Annotated in this window: 14 protein-coding genes and 2 pseudogenes; 4 read left to right on the top strand and 12 right to left on the bottom strand. The window is 54.1% G+C overall.

Annotated elements, in window-relative coordinates:
- Nucleotides 1-25 precede the first annotated feature (25 nt).
- The 4 genes and pseudogenes from POR16_RS24475 to POR16_RS24460 all read left to right on the top strand — a co-directional run bounded on the left by POR16_RS24475 (nt 26) and on the right by POR16_RS24460 (nt 1,515).
- Nucleotides 26-289 (top strand): hypothetical protein, encoded by a 264-nt coding sequence (locus tag POR16_RS24475; protein ID WP_005895891.1) that lies wholly within the window; start codon nt 26-28, stop codon nt 287-289.
- A gap of 84 nt (nt 290-373) precedes the next feature.
- Nucleotides 374-706 (top strand): annotated as a pseudogene (locus tag POR16_RS24470) (ADP-ribosylglycohydrolase family protein); the annotation flags it as partial.
- Nucleotides 691-1,164 (top strand): annotated as a pseudogene (locus tag POR16_RS24465) (HD domain-containing protein); the annotation flags it as partial. The pseudogenes POR16_RS24470 and POR16_RS24465, both read left to right, overlap by 16 nt.
- A gap of 3 nt (nt 1,165-1,167) precedes the next feature.
- Complete coding sequence (locus tag POR16_RS24460) at nt 1,168-1,515, top strand: DUF7957 family protein (protein ID WP_230855624.1); 348 nt, start codon at nt 1,168-1,170, stop codon at nt 1,513-1,515.
- A gap of 37 nt (nt 1,516-1,552) precedes the next feature.
- On the opposite strand, the gene POR16_RS24455 is transcribed toward POR16_RS24460, so the two are convergent.
- The 12 genes from POR16_RS24455 to POR16_RS24400 form a co-directional block, all read right to left on the bottom strand.
- Complete coding sequence (locus POR16_RS24455; RefSeq protein WP_005895898.1) at nt 1,553-2,281, bottom strand: hypothetical protein; 729 nt, start codon at nt 2,279-2,281, stop codon at nt 1,553-1,555.
- Between the two features lie 156 nt (nt 2,282-2,437).
- Nucleotides 2,438-5,314, bottom strand: a complete 2,877-nt coding sequence (locus tag POR16_RS24450; RefSeq protein WP_122381267.1) for a type VI secretion system Vgr family protein — start codon at nt 5,312-5,314, stop codon at nt 2,438-2,440.
- A gap of 33 nt (nt 5,315-5,347) precedes the next feature.
- A complete protein-coding gene (locus tag POR16_RS24445) occupies nt 5,348-6,430 on the bottom strand; it encodes a hypothetical protein (RefSeq protein WP_005895904.1) in 1,083 nt (360 codons plus the stop codon).
- 116 nt (nt 6,431-6,546) lie between these two features.
- Nucleotides 6,547-6,873: a hypothetical protein gene (locus tag POR16_RS24440; protein WP_005895905.1), complete on the bottom strand. Its 327-nt coding sequence runs from the start codon at nt 6,871-6,873 to the stop codon at nt 6,547-6,549.
- A 69-nt stretch (nt 6,874-6,942) separates the two neighbouring features.
- The gene (locus POR16_RS24435; RefSeq protein WP_005895906.1) at nt 6,943-7,968 is read right to left on the bottom strand and encodes an SEL1-like repeat protein; all 1,026 of its coding nucleotides are present in this window, start codon (nt 7,966-7,968) and stop codon (nt 6,943-6,945) included.
- 97 nt (nt 7,969-8,065) lie between these two features.
- Nucleotides 8,066-9,091, bottom strand: a complete 1,026-nt coding sequence (locus POR16_RS24430) for an SEL1-like repeat protein (RefSeq protein WP_221033348.1) — start codon at nt 9,089-9,091, stop codon at nt 8,066-8,068.
- Nucleotides 9,092-9,093: 2 nt separating this feature from the next.
- Nucleotides 9,094-11,142, bottom strand: coding sequence for a phospholipase D-like domain-containing protein (locus tag POR16_RS24425; protein WP_005895910.1), 2,049 nt, complete (start codon nt 11,140-11,142; stop codon nt 9,094-9,096).
- Between the two features lie 50 nt (nt 11,143-11,192).
- Nucleotides 11,193-11,447: a PAAR domain-containing protein gene (locus POR16_RS24420; protein ID WP_005895913.1), complete on the bottom strand. Its 255-nt coding sequence runs from the start codon at nt 11,445-11,447 to the stop codon at nt 11,193-11,195.
- Nucleotides 11,448-11,544: 97 nt separating this feature from the next.
- Nucleotides 11,545-11,865, bottom strand: a complete 321-nt coding sequence (locus POR16_RS24415) for a hypothetical protein (RefSeq protein ID WP_005895914.1) — start codon at nt 11,863-11,865, stop codon at nt 11,545-11,547.
- Nucleotides 11,866-11,900: 35 nt separating this feature from the next.
- Entirely contained in the window at nt 11,901-12,326 is a 426-nt protein-coding gene (locus tag POR16_RS24410; protein WP_005895916.1) for a DUF2628 domain-containing protein, read from the bottom strand.
- A 207-nt stretch (nt 12,327-12,533) separates the two neighbouring features.
- Nucleotides 12,534-13,631: a type VI secretion system protein TssA gene (gene tssA / locus POR16_RS24405; RefSeq protein ID WP_005895919.1), complete on the bottom strand. Its 1,098-nt coding sequence runs from the start codon at nt 13,629-13,631 to the stop codon at nt 12,534-12,536.
- Between the two features lie 92 nt (nt 13,632-13,723).
- Complete coding sequence (locus tag POR16_RS24400) at nt 13,724-14,242, bottom strand: Hcp family type VI secretion system effector (RefSeq protein ID WP_002551414.1); 519 nt, start codon at nt 14,240-14,242, stop codon at nt 13,724-13,726.
- Nucleotides 14,243-14,387: the final 145 nt, after the last annotated feature.

Here is a 14,387-nt window from a genome sequence, read left to right as displayed (position 1 = left end):
GCTGAAGACGATTTCAAGAGGTGGTATGAGATTTAACGACAGTTTCGTAAGTCGCGAGCTTAAGTTCTCTTTAGGTATCGAGGAACCCTCTGGCCATTTGTACATATCTTTCCCGGTGAGCAACAGAATGGTCGATTACGAGGAGTATTACGAAATCGACCAAGCCAGCTTTGATCTTTTCCATAGAGACCTCGATGCAGCGGAGGCATTTGTCATGGATTGCCGTAGAAGAGAGCGGGATGATCTTTTGATTGTGCAGCCAGGAACAAACCGTGGAACGGCTATTTAGTCGTTATCAAGCGGTATAGAATCGCCGAAAGGCAGCGACTTTTATCACGACTCTGCACTTTGAGAAATTACTCTGGAAGGACCCATGATTGACTTGAGAAGCTCCAACGATACTCTCCATCGATACGTTGAGCGCTACCGTCACTTGCTGCCGCCGCCCTCTGCGCGGTTGCCGATAGAAAGGTCCGACTGGATAGCCTCAAGGGCATGCGCCTTGACCGAAGGACAAGCGCTGGACCGTGCCAAAGGATGCTTGCTTGGACTGGCCATCGGTGATGCCGTGGGCACAACACTGGAATTTTTGCCTCGTGATCGTAGCCATGTCCATGACATGGTGGGTGGCGGCCCTTTCAATCTTAAAGCTGGTGAGTGGACAGATGATACGAGCCTGGCTCTGTGCTTGGCGGAAAGCTGCCTTACACGACCCACGTAGCGATGGTTGCCAACGAGTTGATCTTTGCCCATCGCGAAGAGTCCGTGGGTGCGTTTGAAGTCGCGCTGCCTGCTGCGTTGCTGCACGATGTGCTCGAAGACACGCCGGTAACTCAGGATGAGCTGGCCGAGGCATTCGGTGCCGAGGTGGCTTCAACGGTGGCGTGCCCGAGCAAGAACCTGATCGTGCCGTTTTCCGAAGCGCTTTACTTCGCAGGGATAGCCAGCCACTCCAAAGAAGCAGCGTCGGTCAAGTTGTGCGATCGCATCACCAATCTCCAGTCAGCGCCGTCTACCTGGGCGAAGACAAAACGAGCGTCGTATCTGGTTGAATCCGCACAGATCCTGGCAGCCTTGGGGCATGCGAACGGGTATCTGCGGCAGCGGCTCAGCGACACGATGGCACGTTACGAGGCGCTGTATGTAGAGGGGGTTGAAGGCTGAGTGATGAGTTCGCATCATTGCCGGATCGTGGACGGGGAACTCTGGATAGAGAATCGGCGTGTCTGTATGCCTTATCCAGTGGATACGTTTCTGCTGTCGGGCGGCAACGTATTAGTCCGACTTGAGCCTTCGGCGGGAACGATCTTCAACCGGAATATCTTCGCTGTGTCGAAGACTGGCGAGGTGCTCTGGCAAATCGATGAAAGCTCACACGGCACACAGGCTGACAAGCCGTTCATGAGTCTTTACCGCGATGAAAATGATCAGGTTGTCGTGGGCTGCTGGAATGGTGTGACCTACGCAGTGGATGTCGAGAATGGCGAAATCCGGGTTATCCACTTCGATAGATAGCGGCGTTGCCGGGTCGTCAGGTGGCGATCATCGAATATCAGGCACCTGACGATTTTCCCCAAGACGCGATCCACTTGAACAGCCTGCTCAGCCACCAGCGATTACGAGCCGCTCGAATCTCGTCGATTTGCATGAACGTGTAGGGGGTGGGCATGGTTTTTTGTTGAATGCGAAGCGTGCGCAGGCCTCTGATTATGTGACGTGCATGGAATAGCAACCCTATGGAAAAAGCCGTTAGCCCAAACATTGCAACCGCTCCAGCAGTAAGAGCCCCGGCTACTTTGATAAAAATACTGGCTGCCAACGTGGTTACGCCAGCCAGTAAAAGAGGGCTGTAGGCAGTGGATTTCTTTAGCTTTTTTTGCGGACGTGGCTGGACCTTGATTCCATCATATTCAAATGGATGAAATGATGGCTTTCCATTGACCAAAATCAGATACGTCAACGACGTCAGCACCGCTGGAACCAGCCCCGCCATGAGTGCAGCAGCACTTGCTTTGCCCCAGAATCTTGCGGCAACCAGATAGGCTGAGAGGGAAGCAACAAAACAGAAGAAGATCACTACTGCAACTAAGACTGAAATCGTATATAGAGTAAATCTTTCACACGCATAGACAAGATACAAAGTCCACATTAGTACGCACAGAAAAATGGTGATGTATACAGGTCCGTAATACCTAATGCTTGAAAGCCCCAAAGCCATTATGGAAACTAAAAAAACAAATAGAAACCAGGTAAATTTTTTCAGTTTGGTGGAGTCAATCATTACGGCCTCTCAATGTCGAGGAGTTCCCCGATCTTCTTGTCAATTCCGAATTCAGCCAGCGCCCACTGCACCGCTAGACCCGCGCGGGAGCTAACGCCTACGTCAACTCCTGACTTTGCTCGCTGAGGCGACCCGCTTGAACAGCCTGCCCAGCAGTCATGCCTCCGACCCCGGATTACTCAATTGGTCGTAGGCATTACGGAACAGGCTGCGATTGTCGCGCGGGTTTACATCGGGGTGCGACGCGTTTTCGTGGCGGTGAAGCCCGCGGTTGGCCAGCTCTGCATTTTTGGCGTCGCCTTTGTAATCGCCCGCCACTGGCAGGTCGTAACTGACGCCGTTACTCAGGTCAATCTTGTACTGGCTGGTGGTGACGTGATGGTCGATGGCGATCTGTCCCGTGGCGTCCATCACGCCTTTTTTGACTTCGGCGCCGTCGCCGAGAATGGTGTACGGCTGACCTGTCCACGCTGCATAGCCCGCCGCACTACTAAGCCCTGCATAGGCCGTAAGCTTCTGTTTGATCGCGTCGGTTGGCCACGCCGGGTTGTCCCGGTTGAGTTGCGCAGGGCCGTTGAAGGTCTTTTTCACGCCTTTTACATCAATGGTTCCGGGGGCATGAATTTCGATATTGCCGCCCTTGATGCGGATATACGCCGCGCCGCTGGTCAGCAGGATTTCTTCCTGTGCGGCGATCTCGATGGTGCGGGCCGTCGAGGTGATGCGCACGCTTTCCTTTGCGGTCAGCTCGATGCTGTCGTTCTGAGCCTGTATTTCAATCTTGCCCTTTGCTGCAAATAGCTTGGCGCCTGCCGACTGGGCGAACAGGCTGATGCTTTGCGCAACGCTCACCAACAGTGACTTGCCGCTGGCCAGGTTGGTGTCCTCGCCGGTCGAGAGGGTCAACTGTTTGCCGCTGTGAATGTGGGTATTTTGTGGCGTGACGGTCACGATGTCGGCGGGCGAGGAGGCGACCAGTAAGGGCTTTTTATAGCCCGAAGTCTGGCCCCGACCGCCGCTCATGATCGCCGCCTTGGTGTCACCGCCATTACGCTGTTGTGGGCCACTACTGACCTGGCTTTCGCCGCCACTGCCGTAATTGGCCTGTGTGTCGGCGTTGAGCTGCTCGAGGCTTGTGATACCGCCCGGCATCGGCAGCGCGTTGTGCTGCTCGGCAATATCCGACATCGCCTTGACCCGTGCCTGAGCGTTGCTCAGATGCTGCTGAGCTTCCTGCGTGTCGATCTGCCCGCCCAGCGCTTTGTTGCGCGGCCATGTGCTCAAGTACAGCCCCTGCTGAGCACGCAAGGCGCCGTAGGCGTCAGTGCGCAGTTCAAACCCGGCACCGCGCAGCGCACCTCGCGAATTGCCCTGCTGATCGATCAGGTAACCAAGGTTTAGCTGGCTGTGCCCATGACTGCTGTGGATCTGGGTCCTGACCTGGCCGGTGGAATCATCCATCACCCACTGGTTATAACCGCTCCCCTGAATCTCCTGACTTTTATAGCCACTCATCAAACCACTGGAATGCCACGCAGGCTTATGCCCGCCGTAGACCTGCCCCATGATCAGCGGACGGTCGATATCGTTATCAAGAAAGGTAACGACGACTTCTTCGCCTGCGCGCGGCACGTTGACGCTGCCCCAGTCCTGGCCGCTGCTCGACTGCATCATGCGCAACCAGCACGAGCCCAGCTCGCCGTCTTTCATCAGCCGATCCCAATGAAAGCGCACGCAAACCCGGTTCAGGTTGTCAGTGAAAACTTCATGCCCTGTGGGCGTCACGACAACGGCCGTCTGCGGGCCGGGATGGGCCGGTTTCTGGTGGGTGAACGCGCTGCGATAGGGGATATCCAGACGCTGTGTTTCAAAGCGATTCAGGTAGAAGCCTTCATCGCCAACCGGCAGCGATGAACGAGCCTGCACGGCGTCCAGCTGTGTTTTCAGACTGCCAGGCGGGCTTGGTCGCGTCTTGCCGATCGGCAGGTTGCTCTGCACAAAAAACTCTACGGCGACGATCAGAAACTGACGGTCCTTGAGCGTCTTGAGCTCGTAAAGCGGGTGTTGGGTCAGTTCAAACCCATGACCCGGCTGCATCTGCCGTACACCGCCCTGGCCCTGAATACGACGAGCTGCCGACTCATCCTGTTCGATCTGCACGCGGGCGAGCCATTCGCCCCGGCTGAGGTTCTGCCATGCGTACTGGCCACGGTATTGATAACGTTCAAGGTCTGGCGGCGCCGATGCGGCAGGCAATGCCATTGAGTGGGTAACCTGCGGCTGCGCATGACTGCGGTATTCGCTGCTGCTCCATTGCACCAGGCCATTGAGCAGGCGTGCACCGGGGCTCCACTGGGTGATGCTGTCGGTCAGGTCGGCGGCTTGCTGAGTGTGGAAACGCAGCTTCTCGGGAGTCAGGGTGGGCAGCGACATGATGTTGTCGGTGAACACGATGCAATGACTGTCGTCCTTGTGTTCCACGTACCAGAAAAGGCCTTCCTGCTCGCACCAGCGCTGTACGAAGTTGGCGTCAGTCTCGTTGAACTGTGTCACGTAGGACAGCAGCGGGTAATCGCGCTGCAGGTCGAAGCGGTAGTTGGCCTGGGCCTGGCTGTAGCGTTGAAACACCTGAGCAAGGATGTCCGGCAAGCTCATCTCCTGCCAGATCCGGCAATCAATGCGGTATTCCAGCAGGCTGAACCACGGCGCGAACACCAGTTGCCAGTCCTCAAGCCCGCCATCGCTGCCGAGATAACGCAAACTCTCGACCCAGCCATGCCGAGGGCTCAGGCTGCCGTCGTCGAGGCGGATGCTCAGTTGCACCGCCTGACCGATCAGTTTCTCCGGATCAAAGCTGTTGGTCTGATTGATCACATCGACCGTGTAGCGGGCCACGTGGCTCAGACGCTCCACGGCATGTGCACGCAGCGCAAACAGTTCCTGACCTTGTGGCGTCTTCAATTCCAGCAGGCGACCGGCCTGACTGAGCGGCCCGCTGAAAGCGTTCATGGCGGCGTCGAGTATCGAGTTCATAGGTGCATTCCTTTCTTACAATTCCTTGGGTGGTCAGCCGATCAGCCAGCCCTGAGTCTGATCCGCGCAACCACGGTCCAGTATCCATGCGGCACTGCCCGGTTCTGCGCTGGCAGCCAGCCACGCAAGCCCGATCTGCGTCCATTGTTCAGTAGCAGTCCCGACCCGGGCGCCCAGCGTGTTCAGGCGGATCTGGCGTTCCAGATCGAGATCAGGCAAAGAGGCCCGAGCGTAATGATGAAGCTGCTGCAAACGCTGCCCATCGAACGCGCCATCGCCGATCAACACCTTGATTCGGTTTGCGTCCAGGCCGGTTTGAGTGCCCAGCACGGCGATCAGGCTTTCCAGCACCGTCGTGTCGGTGCGGGTCTGTGAGTAGCGGCTGGCGTGGCGTTCAGTGATAGGCGCATACAGTTTAAGAGCGCTTTCGCGCAGCGGTTCAGGCGGGCTGGACTCGCGTTGCAGCAGGACCGCGCTGACCGCTTCCCCTGCCATTTCGTCGAGAGCACCGACTTTCATCTGCTCCTTGCAGGCCCAGGTGTCCAGGCTCAGGCACAACAGATAGGGCGCGCCATAGCTTTGCCCCAAGGCCTCGGGCAACCACTGCGCCACTGACTGCATGGTGACGTCAAACGCGTAATAAGGCAGTTGATCGCGAGGCCACAGCCGGCACACGGCGGCCAGCCAGTCCAGTTCACTGAGCGCCGTCGGTGTAAACAACATGACCTGAGTGTTCGACCAGTCAACCTGTGAACAAAACGCCTCATCCCACTGAGCAAACATCGCCTTGAGAATCTCGACAGCCCGCCCAGCCGCATTGACAGCGGGCGAGCGGACCTGCGGCGTATCCAGTCGGCGCAGGGGCCGTCGCAAACTGCGCGAGTCCACCAGGCGCGGGTCATGATCAAAATCCGCACGGCGCAGCGCAAGCTCATCAGCCGAGAGCGGTGTATCAAATACACCACAGGGCAACCACACCCAGGCATTCACCACCGCCACAGAGCCGGACGTGAAATTACCCTTCGGCAACTGCGCCTCAATGACGCGCTGCCGCTCAAGATCGGCCAGTCGCTTTTCAGACAGCCGATCGTAAATATTCCTGCGAGGAGGGAGCATTTCTTTTCCTTAAGAGAGAGAGCGAGGTTTTGAAGGTCGCGCTGTCGTGTATCAAGCAGGCATGACGCGCCTGATTGAACTGCATTCGGTTTATCCGGTGATGCGCAGCACGCCGCTTAACGGGCCTGATACTTTTGCATCAGACTTTTAAGGACTGGAAGCACTGTGAGTGCCAGCGCAATACACAGGCTTATTATGCTGGTAAGCTCCATTGTATCCAGTAACGAGCGCGAGTCATCTGGTACTCCAGACCCACTAACAGCACCGGCTCGCGCTGCAATATTGACAAACCCCAGCCCCACGCCAACAAGGAAAAAAGCGCCCGCTGTTTTGAACAGCCTACGAGCAGTGAACACCTTTGAGAACCCATCCCGCTTAACTGCCCTGGACAGTTTTGGATAAATGATGATCAGCAAGATTATTGCGATAATGCATGTTGTCATGGTGATGCTCCTGTACACGATAAAAAGAAATGCAGTCCCTCGCAGTGTTTTGCCAGCTAATCGGTCTGGCTATTTTTTGGTCAAAGGCATGCCTGTAGCAGGGTCAAGTTCTTTCGCCTGACTGAGCGTTCGGATCATGTCTTCCGAGGGCTTTTCAGCAGGGGGCGTGGACTCACGTTTTTTCAGCCATTCGAACGTGCCATCCCAATCCGGAAGTTTGGCCGGGGGGAGGGGGACGATTTGGTCGACGTCTGGGACTTTTGGTCCGAGGTATTGATTGTCTGTAAGGAATTTGCGTACTTTCTCCAGACGCTCCACACGTTCCTCATCTCGTTGCAAGGCCATGTAGTAAAGCTCTTCGGATGGTGGCGGGCCTTTAAACGCGCGTTCCAAGTTGCGTGCTGCATCGTAGTCACCGTTTCGAATTGCGGTGTGAAAGCCGGTAACCGCATCCGCATAACGGCCAACAACTTTTGAATAGCTTGCGTAATGAACGCCTGCTGGCCCATTACCTTGCTCCATCGCGCATTTGTACATTGATTGCATTACATCGGCTGTGTCAGGGATTTTGGAAAGTAGCCGGGCGACATAATATTGTGCATCGGGATTGCCTTGGTCGGCAGCTTTGCGAAAGTAGGCGTTGGCGCTACTCGTATCTCGCTTCACGCCATAGCCTATTTCCAGATAATGGCCCATATCATAATAGCCGCCCGGAATACCTCGTGCTATCAGATCCTTTACGATATCAATCACTTCCTTACTGCGACTGGCACTTTCAACAACGCCTTGAGCGATCAAGCCGTGCAGATTGGTTGCCGCTCTATAGTTACCTGCTGCATAAGCCAGACGGTAGTATCTGCCTATTTGCAGATAGTCTTTGGTGCCTTTTTTCGATTCCAGAAATAGGGCATAGCGATACAGCACCTGAGCATCCTCGCTTATCGCGGGCAAGTGGTCTGCTTCGTGAGTGCAGACAAACGAAAGCCTCTCCATGGCCTTGGCCATGTCTTCATCAGTAACGCTGTCATGGCCTTCCTTTTCGCAAGCGCAGAGGCTTGTGATAAGAATTGCCAGAAAAACCAGCCTCTTTAACATTTCCACTCCCTTGTGTGCCTATTTGCGGGGCAAGACTCCCGGAATTGGAGTCCTTTCCTTTGCGTATGCACCGGGTATGACCCCGCGCATGCCTTCTTCACTTCGATACAGGTAGCGGAATACCTGTTTTAGGATCGAGATTTTTTTCTGTCGCCATCCGTTGAATCAGCTCCTCGGACGGAGGTGCAGGTGGTGCGGAAGAGTCGCGATCACGCTTCCATTTGAACGTGCCGTCCCACTCCGGTAATGGTGCTGGTGGAAGTGGGACAATGTCATCCAGGTCAGGGATTTTAGCGCCTAAGTGTTCGTGATGAACTAAGAAGTCGCTGATTTTATCGTATCTTGCGGCTCGTACTTCATCTCTTTCTAGCGCTAAATAGTAAAGTCTGTCAGTAGGTATTCTATCTTCAAAACCGCGTGCCAGACGATGAGCACTAATGTTGTCGCCACCTTTAACTGAGAACTGGTAACCAGCTACGGCATCTTTGTAGTCGTGTATTGCTGAAGCATAGTTGGAATATTTTCTTGCCGCCTGCGAATGGCCTTGCTCCATTGCACATTTATACATTGACTGCATTATGTCCGCAGTGTTAGGGATCTCGCCTATCAACTGGGCTATATAATATTGCGCGTCCGGATTGCCTAAGTCAGCTGCTCTCCGAAGATAGGCGCGAGAGCCAGGTATGTCTTTCTTCACTCCGTAGCCTATCTCCAAATAGTGCCCCATATCATAGTAAGCCCCAGGCACGTTTTTAGATATGTAGTATTTTGCTAAATTGATGACTTCTTTTTGGGCTCCTACGGAGTTGACAAGACTGGTTGAAAGTAAATTTTGTAAGTTTGTAGCGGCCTTGTAATGGTCGTGTGCGGCGGCTATACGATAAAATATTACAGCTTGGTTGTACGCCTCCTTATTCTCTTGGTTCTCAAGAAAAAGCCCGTACTTATAAAGAATATCAGCGTCTTCATTTAGTTTTTGTAGAACGTCAGCTTCGTATGCGCACTGGAATTTTAACCGCTCATACGCGAAATCTATCTGTGACTGACTAGGCATCTCATCGTCCTTTTTAGAGCAGGCTGTTAATAGTAACAATATACATAAATTGATTATTGCTTTTTTCATTGTCAGTCCCAGTTTTTTCTGGATTTGGTTTCCTGTAAAAACTCAACTAATGAGGCGACTGGGCCTTGTAGTTTCACTGCGTCGTTTTTTTGCTTGTTTAATATTCTGTTCGTTTTGTTTGTTTCTATGATGGCTTGCCATTGCTGATAGATACTGGCTATGCCAGGCTCCGTTTTTGTCTCGCCGGTGTGTATGTCAAACAAATGTTCGCGCAGCGGCTTAGTCACTGTCGGATCTTCAACGCAAATGTTCAGCTCGGTATCAACCTGCATGCTTCTTGTATTAATATTAGCCGATCCAATAGTTGTAAATACGTCATCAATAATCATCAGTTTGCTGTGTATATAGACATCCATCCAGTCGTCTGGAGGAGAGTCAGGTGCTACTAACGTGCATATGTGCATCTTGAGCCCTCGGATTTCTGAAGGCGTTATAGGCTCTGCGTCTTTTCCAGGCATTTCCTGCTCCAGCCTTTCGACCTTTGCGCGAGCTTCTGCCAGCTTGGTTTTCAACGGTTCGTAAATGCGGGCGGCTCGCTCTGTATGATCAATCCCGTGGATCTGATTGAAAGCCGCAGCTTTCTGTGTGGCCAATAGCTCTTCCTGCTTAGCGGCATATAATTCATCCATCAGTTCGTCATGCCGCTCGGCCTGCGCGACTCCCGGCAGCAGCTCCGGGCGGCCCAAGTGCTTGAGCATGCGGAATGTGTTGACTGACCCGTCGCCCATTCCCTCTTCAGAAGAGTTCGTCACGACGAAGAGATAGATAGGCCCATGTTTTTTGAGGTCGCGACCACCGTCCAGAAGGTTTTGCACAACGCTTTTGATCTTTTCCGCTAGCGGTGGCCAGCGGAAATACTGATTTTCGATGTAGATGAACTGAGACGTATTGTTCACCGCTTTTAGGTAAAGCTTTTCAATATCCCTCACGTTGCTTTGGCTGTGGGTTCTGAGTATCTGCGCCATAAGTGGCGTGCCATATTCCCGGCGACCCTTTAGCTTATCTGCAATATGCTTGCGAGCTGTGAGCAGATCGACCTTGGTTTCTTTTTCCCAGGCTTCACAGAAATTCTGATTCAGATATTCAAGAATGGGGCCGGTGACACGGCTCGAAATATCCTGTCGAGGCGTCGTTCCGTTGCGGCCTTTTTGCGCGGTCTGGCGCTCATAGGCGTGGTCGTCCTTGTCCCAGTACGCATCCAGCGTGTTGTGCCCCATCACGAAGCCGACCGCAAGGTCAGGCTGTTCGTAATCCACCAGCACCATTTTCTGGTGGTGAGTCGGTGCGAGAAACATAGCCCCTGTACTCATCACTTTATTTTTTGTACTGCGATCTTGATCAAGCGCTTGCATCGCTAATCGCCATGCAGTTTCCACTCGGTCAGTGACAGAGAAGTCGCGTGTGACGAACTGTAATCTCGTGTCTTTGATGGATTCTTCGTCGCCCCATCCCATCACGCGAAAAAAGCGTTGACCTAATTCGATAACGCCGGTTTCAGCGCCTGTGTAGGCGAGGCGAACCTGGCGATACCACAACTTGTCGATCTCGATTTGGTCCTTGTCGCGATCCTGTGCGCCTTTAGCGCGAAACTCTTCAAGCTTTCTGGTAGTGCTATCAAAGCCTAACCCCTTTGAAATAGAGGTGGCGTGGAAAAAATCATCAAGGCCGGGAATCCAATTGCTGACGTTGTCGCCGGGCGTCGTGTTTTCCATAGCTTGGGCCATGTGAGTCGAATCAGACCAGCAGAGGACTTTGACTTGAACCCCTTCTTGGGCTTTAAGTGCCAGAAGCTCACCGATACACAATGAGCAGGTATCGCCACGCTTGAAATACATCGAGGGCTGAAACCCCCAGCAAGCGATTTCAACGCTGTGCTTGGCAGCCATGATCGCGTCGTACACGGCGCCGAATGCGCGCTCTCCGTTGACCAAAGGCTCAAAAGTAGCTTCGGCCGGGCAATACTCGGTGCCCTGCACAAACCAGGGAAGGTTGATGTTGCACGACATGTTCTTGCTGGTAGCGACCGGAGTGGTGATTGAAGGTGTGGTCATGGTCAAGCTCCCTGTGCGTGGATGCTGAGCGTTGTGTTCATCTCTGTTCCTTAGAGGTCCACGGTGTCCTGCTGCGTTGCCATCAGCCGCGCACCACAGGAGATAAAATCACCTTCCCGGGCAACCGGGCGGCCATCCACCAGCAGGGTTTCATCTCCGCTGACGATGGTCCCGATACCATGCGGGCAGGACACTCGGTCACCGACCCGTGCCACGGCCAAACCGTTTATGAACATGCTGGGCGATCCCTCAAGGACCTGACCTGCATCTGAGGTAGGATCGTTGACAACGATGATTGGACGCATACTGGCTTCCTTGTGAGTAATGGCTCCATGCCTGTCCAAATGAGAGGTGGGGTTTAAAAACGGCAGACTTCAAGTGAGTGAGGCGAACGCCAAGCAGCTACAAAAACCTATCAAGCCTTGAGCGTCCTCTGGTTTTAATCATTAGTATCGCCATCGTTATTGCCTGTAAAAAAAGATAGGCTGATAACCATAAAAACGTTTCGGTCTGGTCCGAATCAAGGAAGGCACCGACGAATGCATAGCCTGCCGCGGTTAATGATAAGCACGTCGACATGGCGTAAGAAAACCGTGAAACACGGTCAAGAGGATTGTCACGCCTAATCAACGAGGCAATGGTTTTAATCGGCGCGTAGACAGTAAAAAATCCCAGCGCTAAAAAGAACAGCAATACTGCTGTAATGGCCACAGGCTCAAACATTTAAATCTCCCTGAAATAGAATCCATGTGCTCGTATTACCAGCGCAACCCCTCAAACGGATTCCAACTCTGCTTGCCTTTCACTTCATTGAGGTAGTAGGCATAGTTTGTCAGCTGCCCGTAAAGCGCGTTAAACACAAATCCGAGTGCAGAGCTGGCCTCCCTGGCGTATCGAAACCCATACTTTTCCATCACGATGTCTGATGCGATAGACACCACTATCATAATCGCGATGAAGGACAGGTTCTTCTTCCACAAACCCATGATGAATAAATAAATAGGCCCAAAAAAGAACGCGAAGAAGTTGAAATTTATTTTCACTTTTTTCAGAAAAGGCAGTTGCTTAAGCGCGGGCTTGAACCCCGGAGCATTCGGTCCGCCGTGCGCTTCAAAAAAGGCGAAGCGTTCTTTCCATTTATCGCTGTATTGGTTTGATGCTTTTTCTGGTTCTGATGTGTTCATTCTCTTATCCGTGATGTGTGCGAATATTGCTCGTGCCCGAGGCGGAGCGTTTGGTGCGATCAAAAAGACAGGGCGGCCTGCGTGCGGCGATCTGCCAATTATCCAGATCAATAACGGCTATGTTAGTCATGCACGCAGACTCACCCTGTGGCGCCTTTCCGAAAGGTCTGTACGCACGTTCATACAGACCGATCCTACGAACTGCCCTTACTGCTTCGGCTCTTTCGTACCCAGCACATCGCGAATGCTGTCCACGACGTTGCTGTCTTTAATAACGTCGTTGAGCCAGCCTTCCAGCGGCATGTTGCCCCACTTGATGGCGCGCTCGATCAGGTATGGGACGGGGCTTTGCGGCTCGGTGTTTTTGAAGAACTGCGCGATGCCGGCGAGCATGGTGAAGGCTTCGTCGCGGGTGGTCGGTGTGGTGCGCAGTGGTGCGGAGGCGCTTTCCTGGGTGGTGTGGGTCATCGCGGCACCTGCGGATTGGTCGACGGCGATTTCGGGGGCGGCCTGCGTCGCGGCAGCGGGGGCCGGGCTCAGTTCTATGCCACGGTCCTTGAGCAGCTTTTCAGTCAGTTGCCCGGCGCGTTGCAGGATGTCGCTGAGGGTGACAAGGCTCGGCGCGTCGCGGCCGAACAGGGTGTCGGCGGTGGCCTGGAGCTGCTGGCAGGCGTACAGGCTGGCGGCGATTTCGCTGGCCTTGAGGCGCAGGTGGTCCGAGTCGGTCAGCACGACCGAGCGCTGGAAGATTTCGGCGTTGATCTTGCCTTCTTCAACAGCGGCGTGCATGGCCTTGGGGTTTTGCAGGGCGAGGTTTTCGACGTGGCGTGACTCGTCGTAGCGCAGCAGGCCAAAGTTCTGCCCCTGCGTGATCGGCAACCCGCCCACGACTTCGGTGAGTGTGGTTTTCAGCCAGGCCAGACGGGCGGCGCGTTCTTCCACGCCGTCTTCCAGAGACGGGTATAGGTCGTCCCAGAAATTTTGCAGGATCCGTTCGGCCACGGTCAGGCCGAAGGTGATGCCGACAAAGTGGTATTTGTGCGCCAGGGCTTCACTGAGCCAGGCGACGAGCATCAGGTCCTTGCTTTGTTCGGCGAGGCCCTGCGCGGCCAACGTGATGGTCTGATCCCAGTCAGAGGACTTGAGATCGGTTTGCCAGTCACCTTGGGTAAGGTAGTCGGGGTCTGCTCGACGAGCTTCCTTGACCTGATCGAACAGGGTGGAAAAGCTCAGGTCCTCGCCACTTCCCCCGTTGATGGGTGCCGTCAGATCGGCAAGCGAAAGGTCGTTGAGAAATTCAGACATAGTCAACTCTGATCAGAGGAGAAAAAAACACCGCGTCTGGACAGACACGGTGTTGAAGACGGGCCGCTTGCGCGACCCGATGTGTCACAGACTTATGCGAAGACTTTGTTCGCAGTGCGGTCCCAGCCGCCGGTTACGTTACCGCCACCCTGGCCATCGGAACGGCTCTGTTGGGTGTAGGTGGTCTTGATGCGAGCGAAGTTGAAGCTGATTTCTTCGATCGGCAGATCGCTGACGGCGTTGTCTTCGCCTTTCTGATTGCCACCTGCAACAGCCTTGACGGAAGACACGACCACTTCTTCCAGGTTGATGGTCAGGTAGGTCAGCTTGTCGCCGCCTGCACGGTTTACGTTCAGCTGGATCTTGGCGATGTGAGTGCCTTTGCAGCACGCTTCGAACAGCTTGGCAGAAGCCTTGTCCACAGATTTGCGGATGCTGAAGTCGCTCAGTGCAACGCGCTCGGACGAAGCACCGCCCGAGGAGCTGGCGGTAGCCGAGGTGGCTTGGGTAGCGCCGAACTCGTAACCCAGTACCTCGATCCAGTCCTTGTGCTTGTCGTCCAGAACTTCGCCCGGGATGCCGTCGATTTGGATATATGCGTCAAATGCCATTTTCTGCTTCTCCTTTCTCATTTAAAACCGTGACGTCCACGGACAGAACACGGTCCTTTTGATTAACCTTTCTGAAACAATCAAGAAAGGTTCTCTTGCCACGGCCCCGGTTTCGTATGGACAACCCGGGCTTCGGTTTACTTGC

The sequence above is a fragment of the Pseudomonas coronafaciens pv. oryzae str. 1_6 genome (assembly GCF_000156995.2).
Taxonomy (GTDB): domain Bacteria; phylum Pseudomonadota; class Gammaproteobacteria; order Pseudomonadales; family Pseudomonadaceae; genus Aquipseudomonas; species Aquipseudomonas tremae.
The sequence above is the reverse complement of the archived record's forward strand: the minus strand, read 5'-3'. Positions and strand labels throughout refer to the sequence as shown.

Excerpts from the sequence above, each read along its gene's own strand:
- POR16_RS24475 (WP_005895891.1), top strand. The coding sequence starts at position 26 with ATGAGATTTAACGACAGTTTCGTAAGTCGCGAGCTTAAGTTCTCTTTA.
- POR16_RS24460 (WP_230855624.1), top strand. The coding sequence starts at position 1,168 with ATGAGTTCGCATCATTGCCGGATCGTGGACGGGGAACTCTGGATAGAG.
- POR16_RS24455 (WP_005895898.1), bottom strand. The coding sequence starts at position 2,281 with ATGATTGACTCCACCAAACTGAAAAAATTTACCTGGTTTCTATTTGTT.
- POR16_RS24450 (WP_122381267.1), bottom strand. The coding sequence starts at position 5,314 with ATGAACTCGATACTCGACGCCGCCATGAACGCTTTCAGCGGGCCGCTC.
- POR16_RS24445 (WP_005895904.1), bottom strand. The coding sequence starts at position 6,430 with ATGCTCCCTCCTCGCAGGAATATTTACGATCGGCTGTCTGAAAAGCGA.
- POR16_RS24440 (WP_005895905.1), bottom strand. The coding sequence starts at position 6,873 with ATGACAACATGCATTATCGCAATAATCTTGCTGATCATCATTTATCCA.
- POR16_RS24435 (WP_005895906.1), bottom strand. The coding sequence starts at position 7,968 with ATGTTAAAGAGGCTGGTTTTTCTGGCAATTCTTATCACAAGCCTCTGC.
- POR16_RS24430 (WP_221033348.1), bottom strand. The coding sequence starts at position 9,091 with ATGAAAAAAGCAATAATCAATTTATGTATATTGTTACTATTAACAGCC.
- POR16_RS24425 (WP_005895910.1), bottom strand. The coding sequence starts at position 11,142 with ATGACCACACCTTCAATCACCACTCCGGTCGCTACCAGCAAGAACATG.
- POR16_RS24420 (WP_005895913.1), bottom strand. The coding sequence starts at position 11,447 with ATGCGTCCAATCATCGTTGTCAACGATCCTACCTCAGATGCAGGTCAG.
- POR16_RS24415 (WP_005895914.1), bottom strand. The coding sequence starts at position 11,865 with ATGTTTGAGCCTGTGGCCATTACAGCAGTATTGCTGTTCTTTTTAGCG.
- POR16_RS24410 (WP_005895916.1), bottom strand. The coding sequence starts at position 12,326 with ATGAACACATCAGAACCAGAAAAAGCATCAAACCAATACAGCGATAAA.
- tssA (WP_005895919.1), bottom strand. The coding sequence starts at position 13,631 with ATGTCTGAATTTCTCAACGACCTTTCGCTTGCCGATCTGACGGCACCC.
- POR16_RS24400 (WP_002551414.1), bottom strand. The coding sequence starts at position 14,242 with ATGGCATTTGACGCATATATCCAAATCGACGGCATCCCGGGCGAAGTT.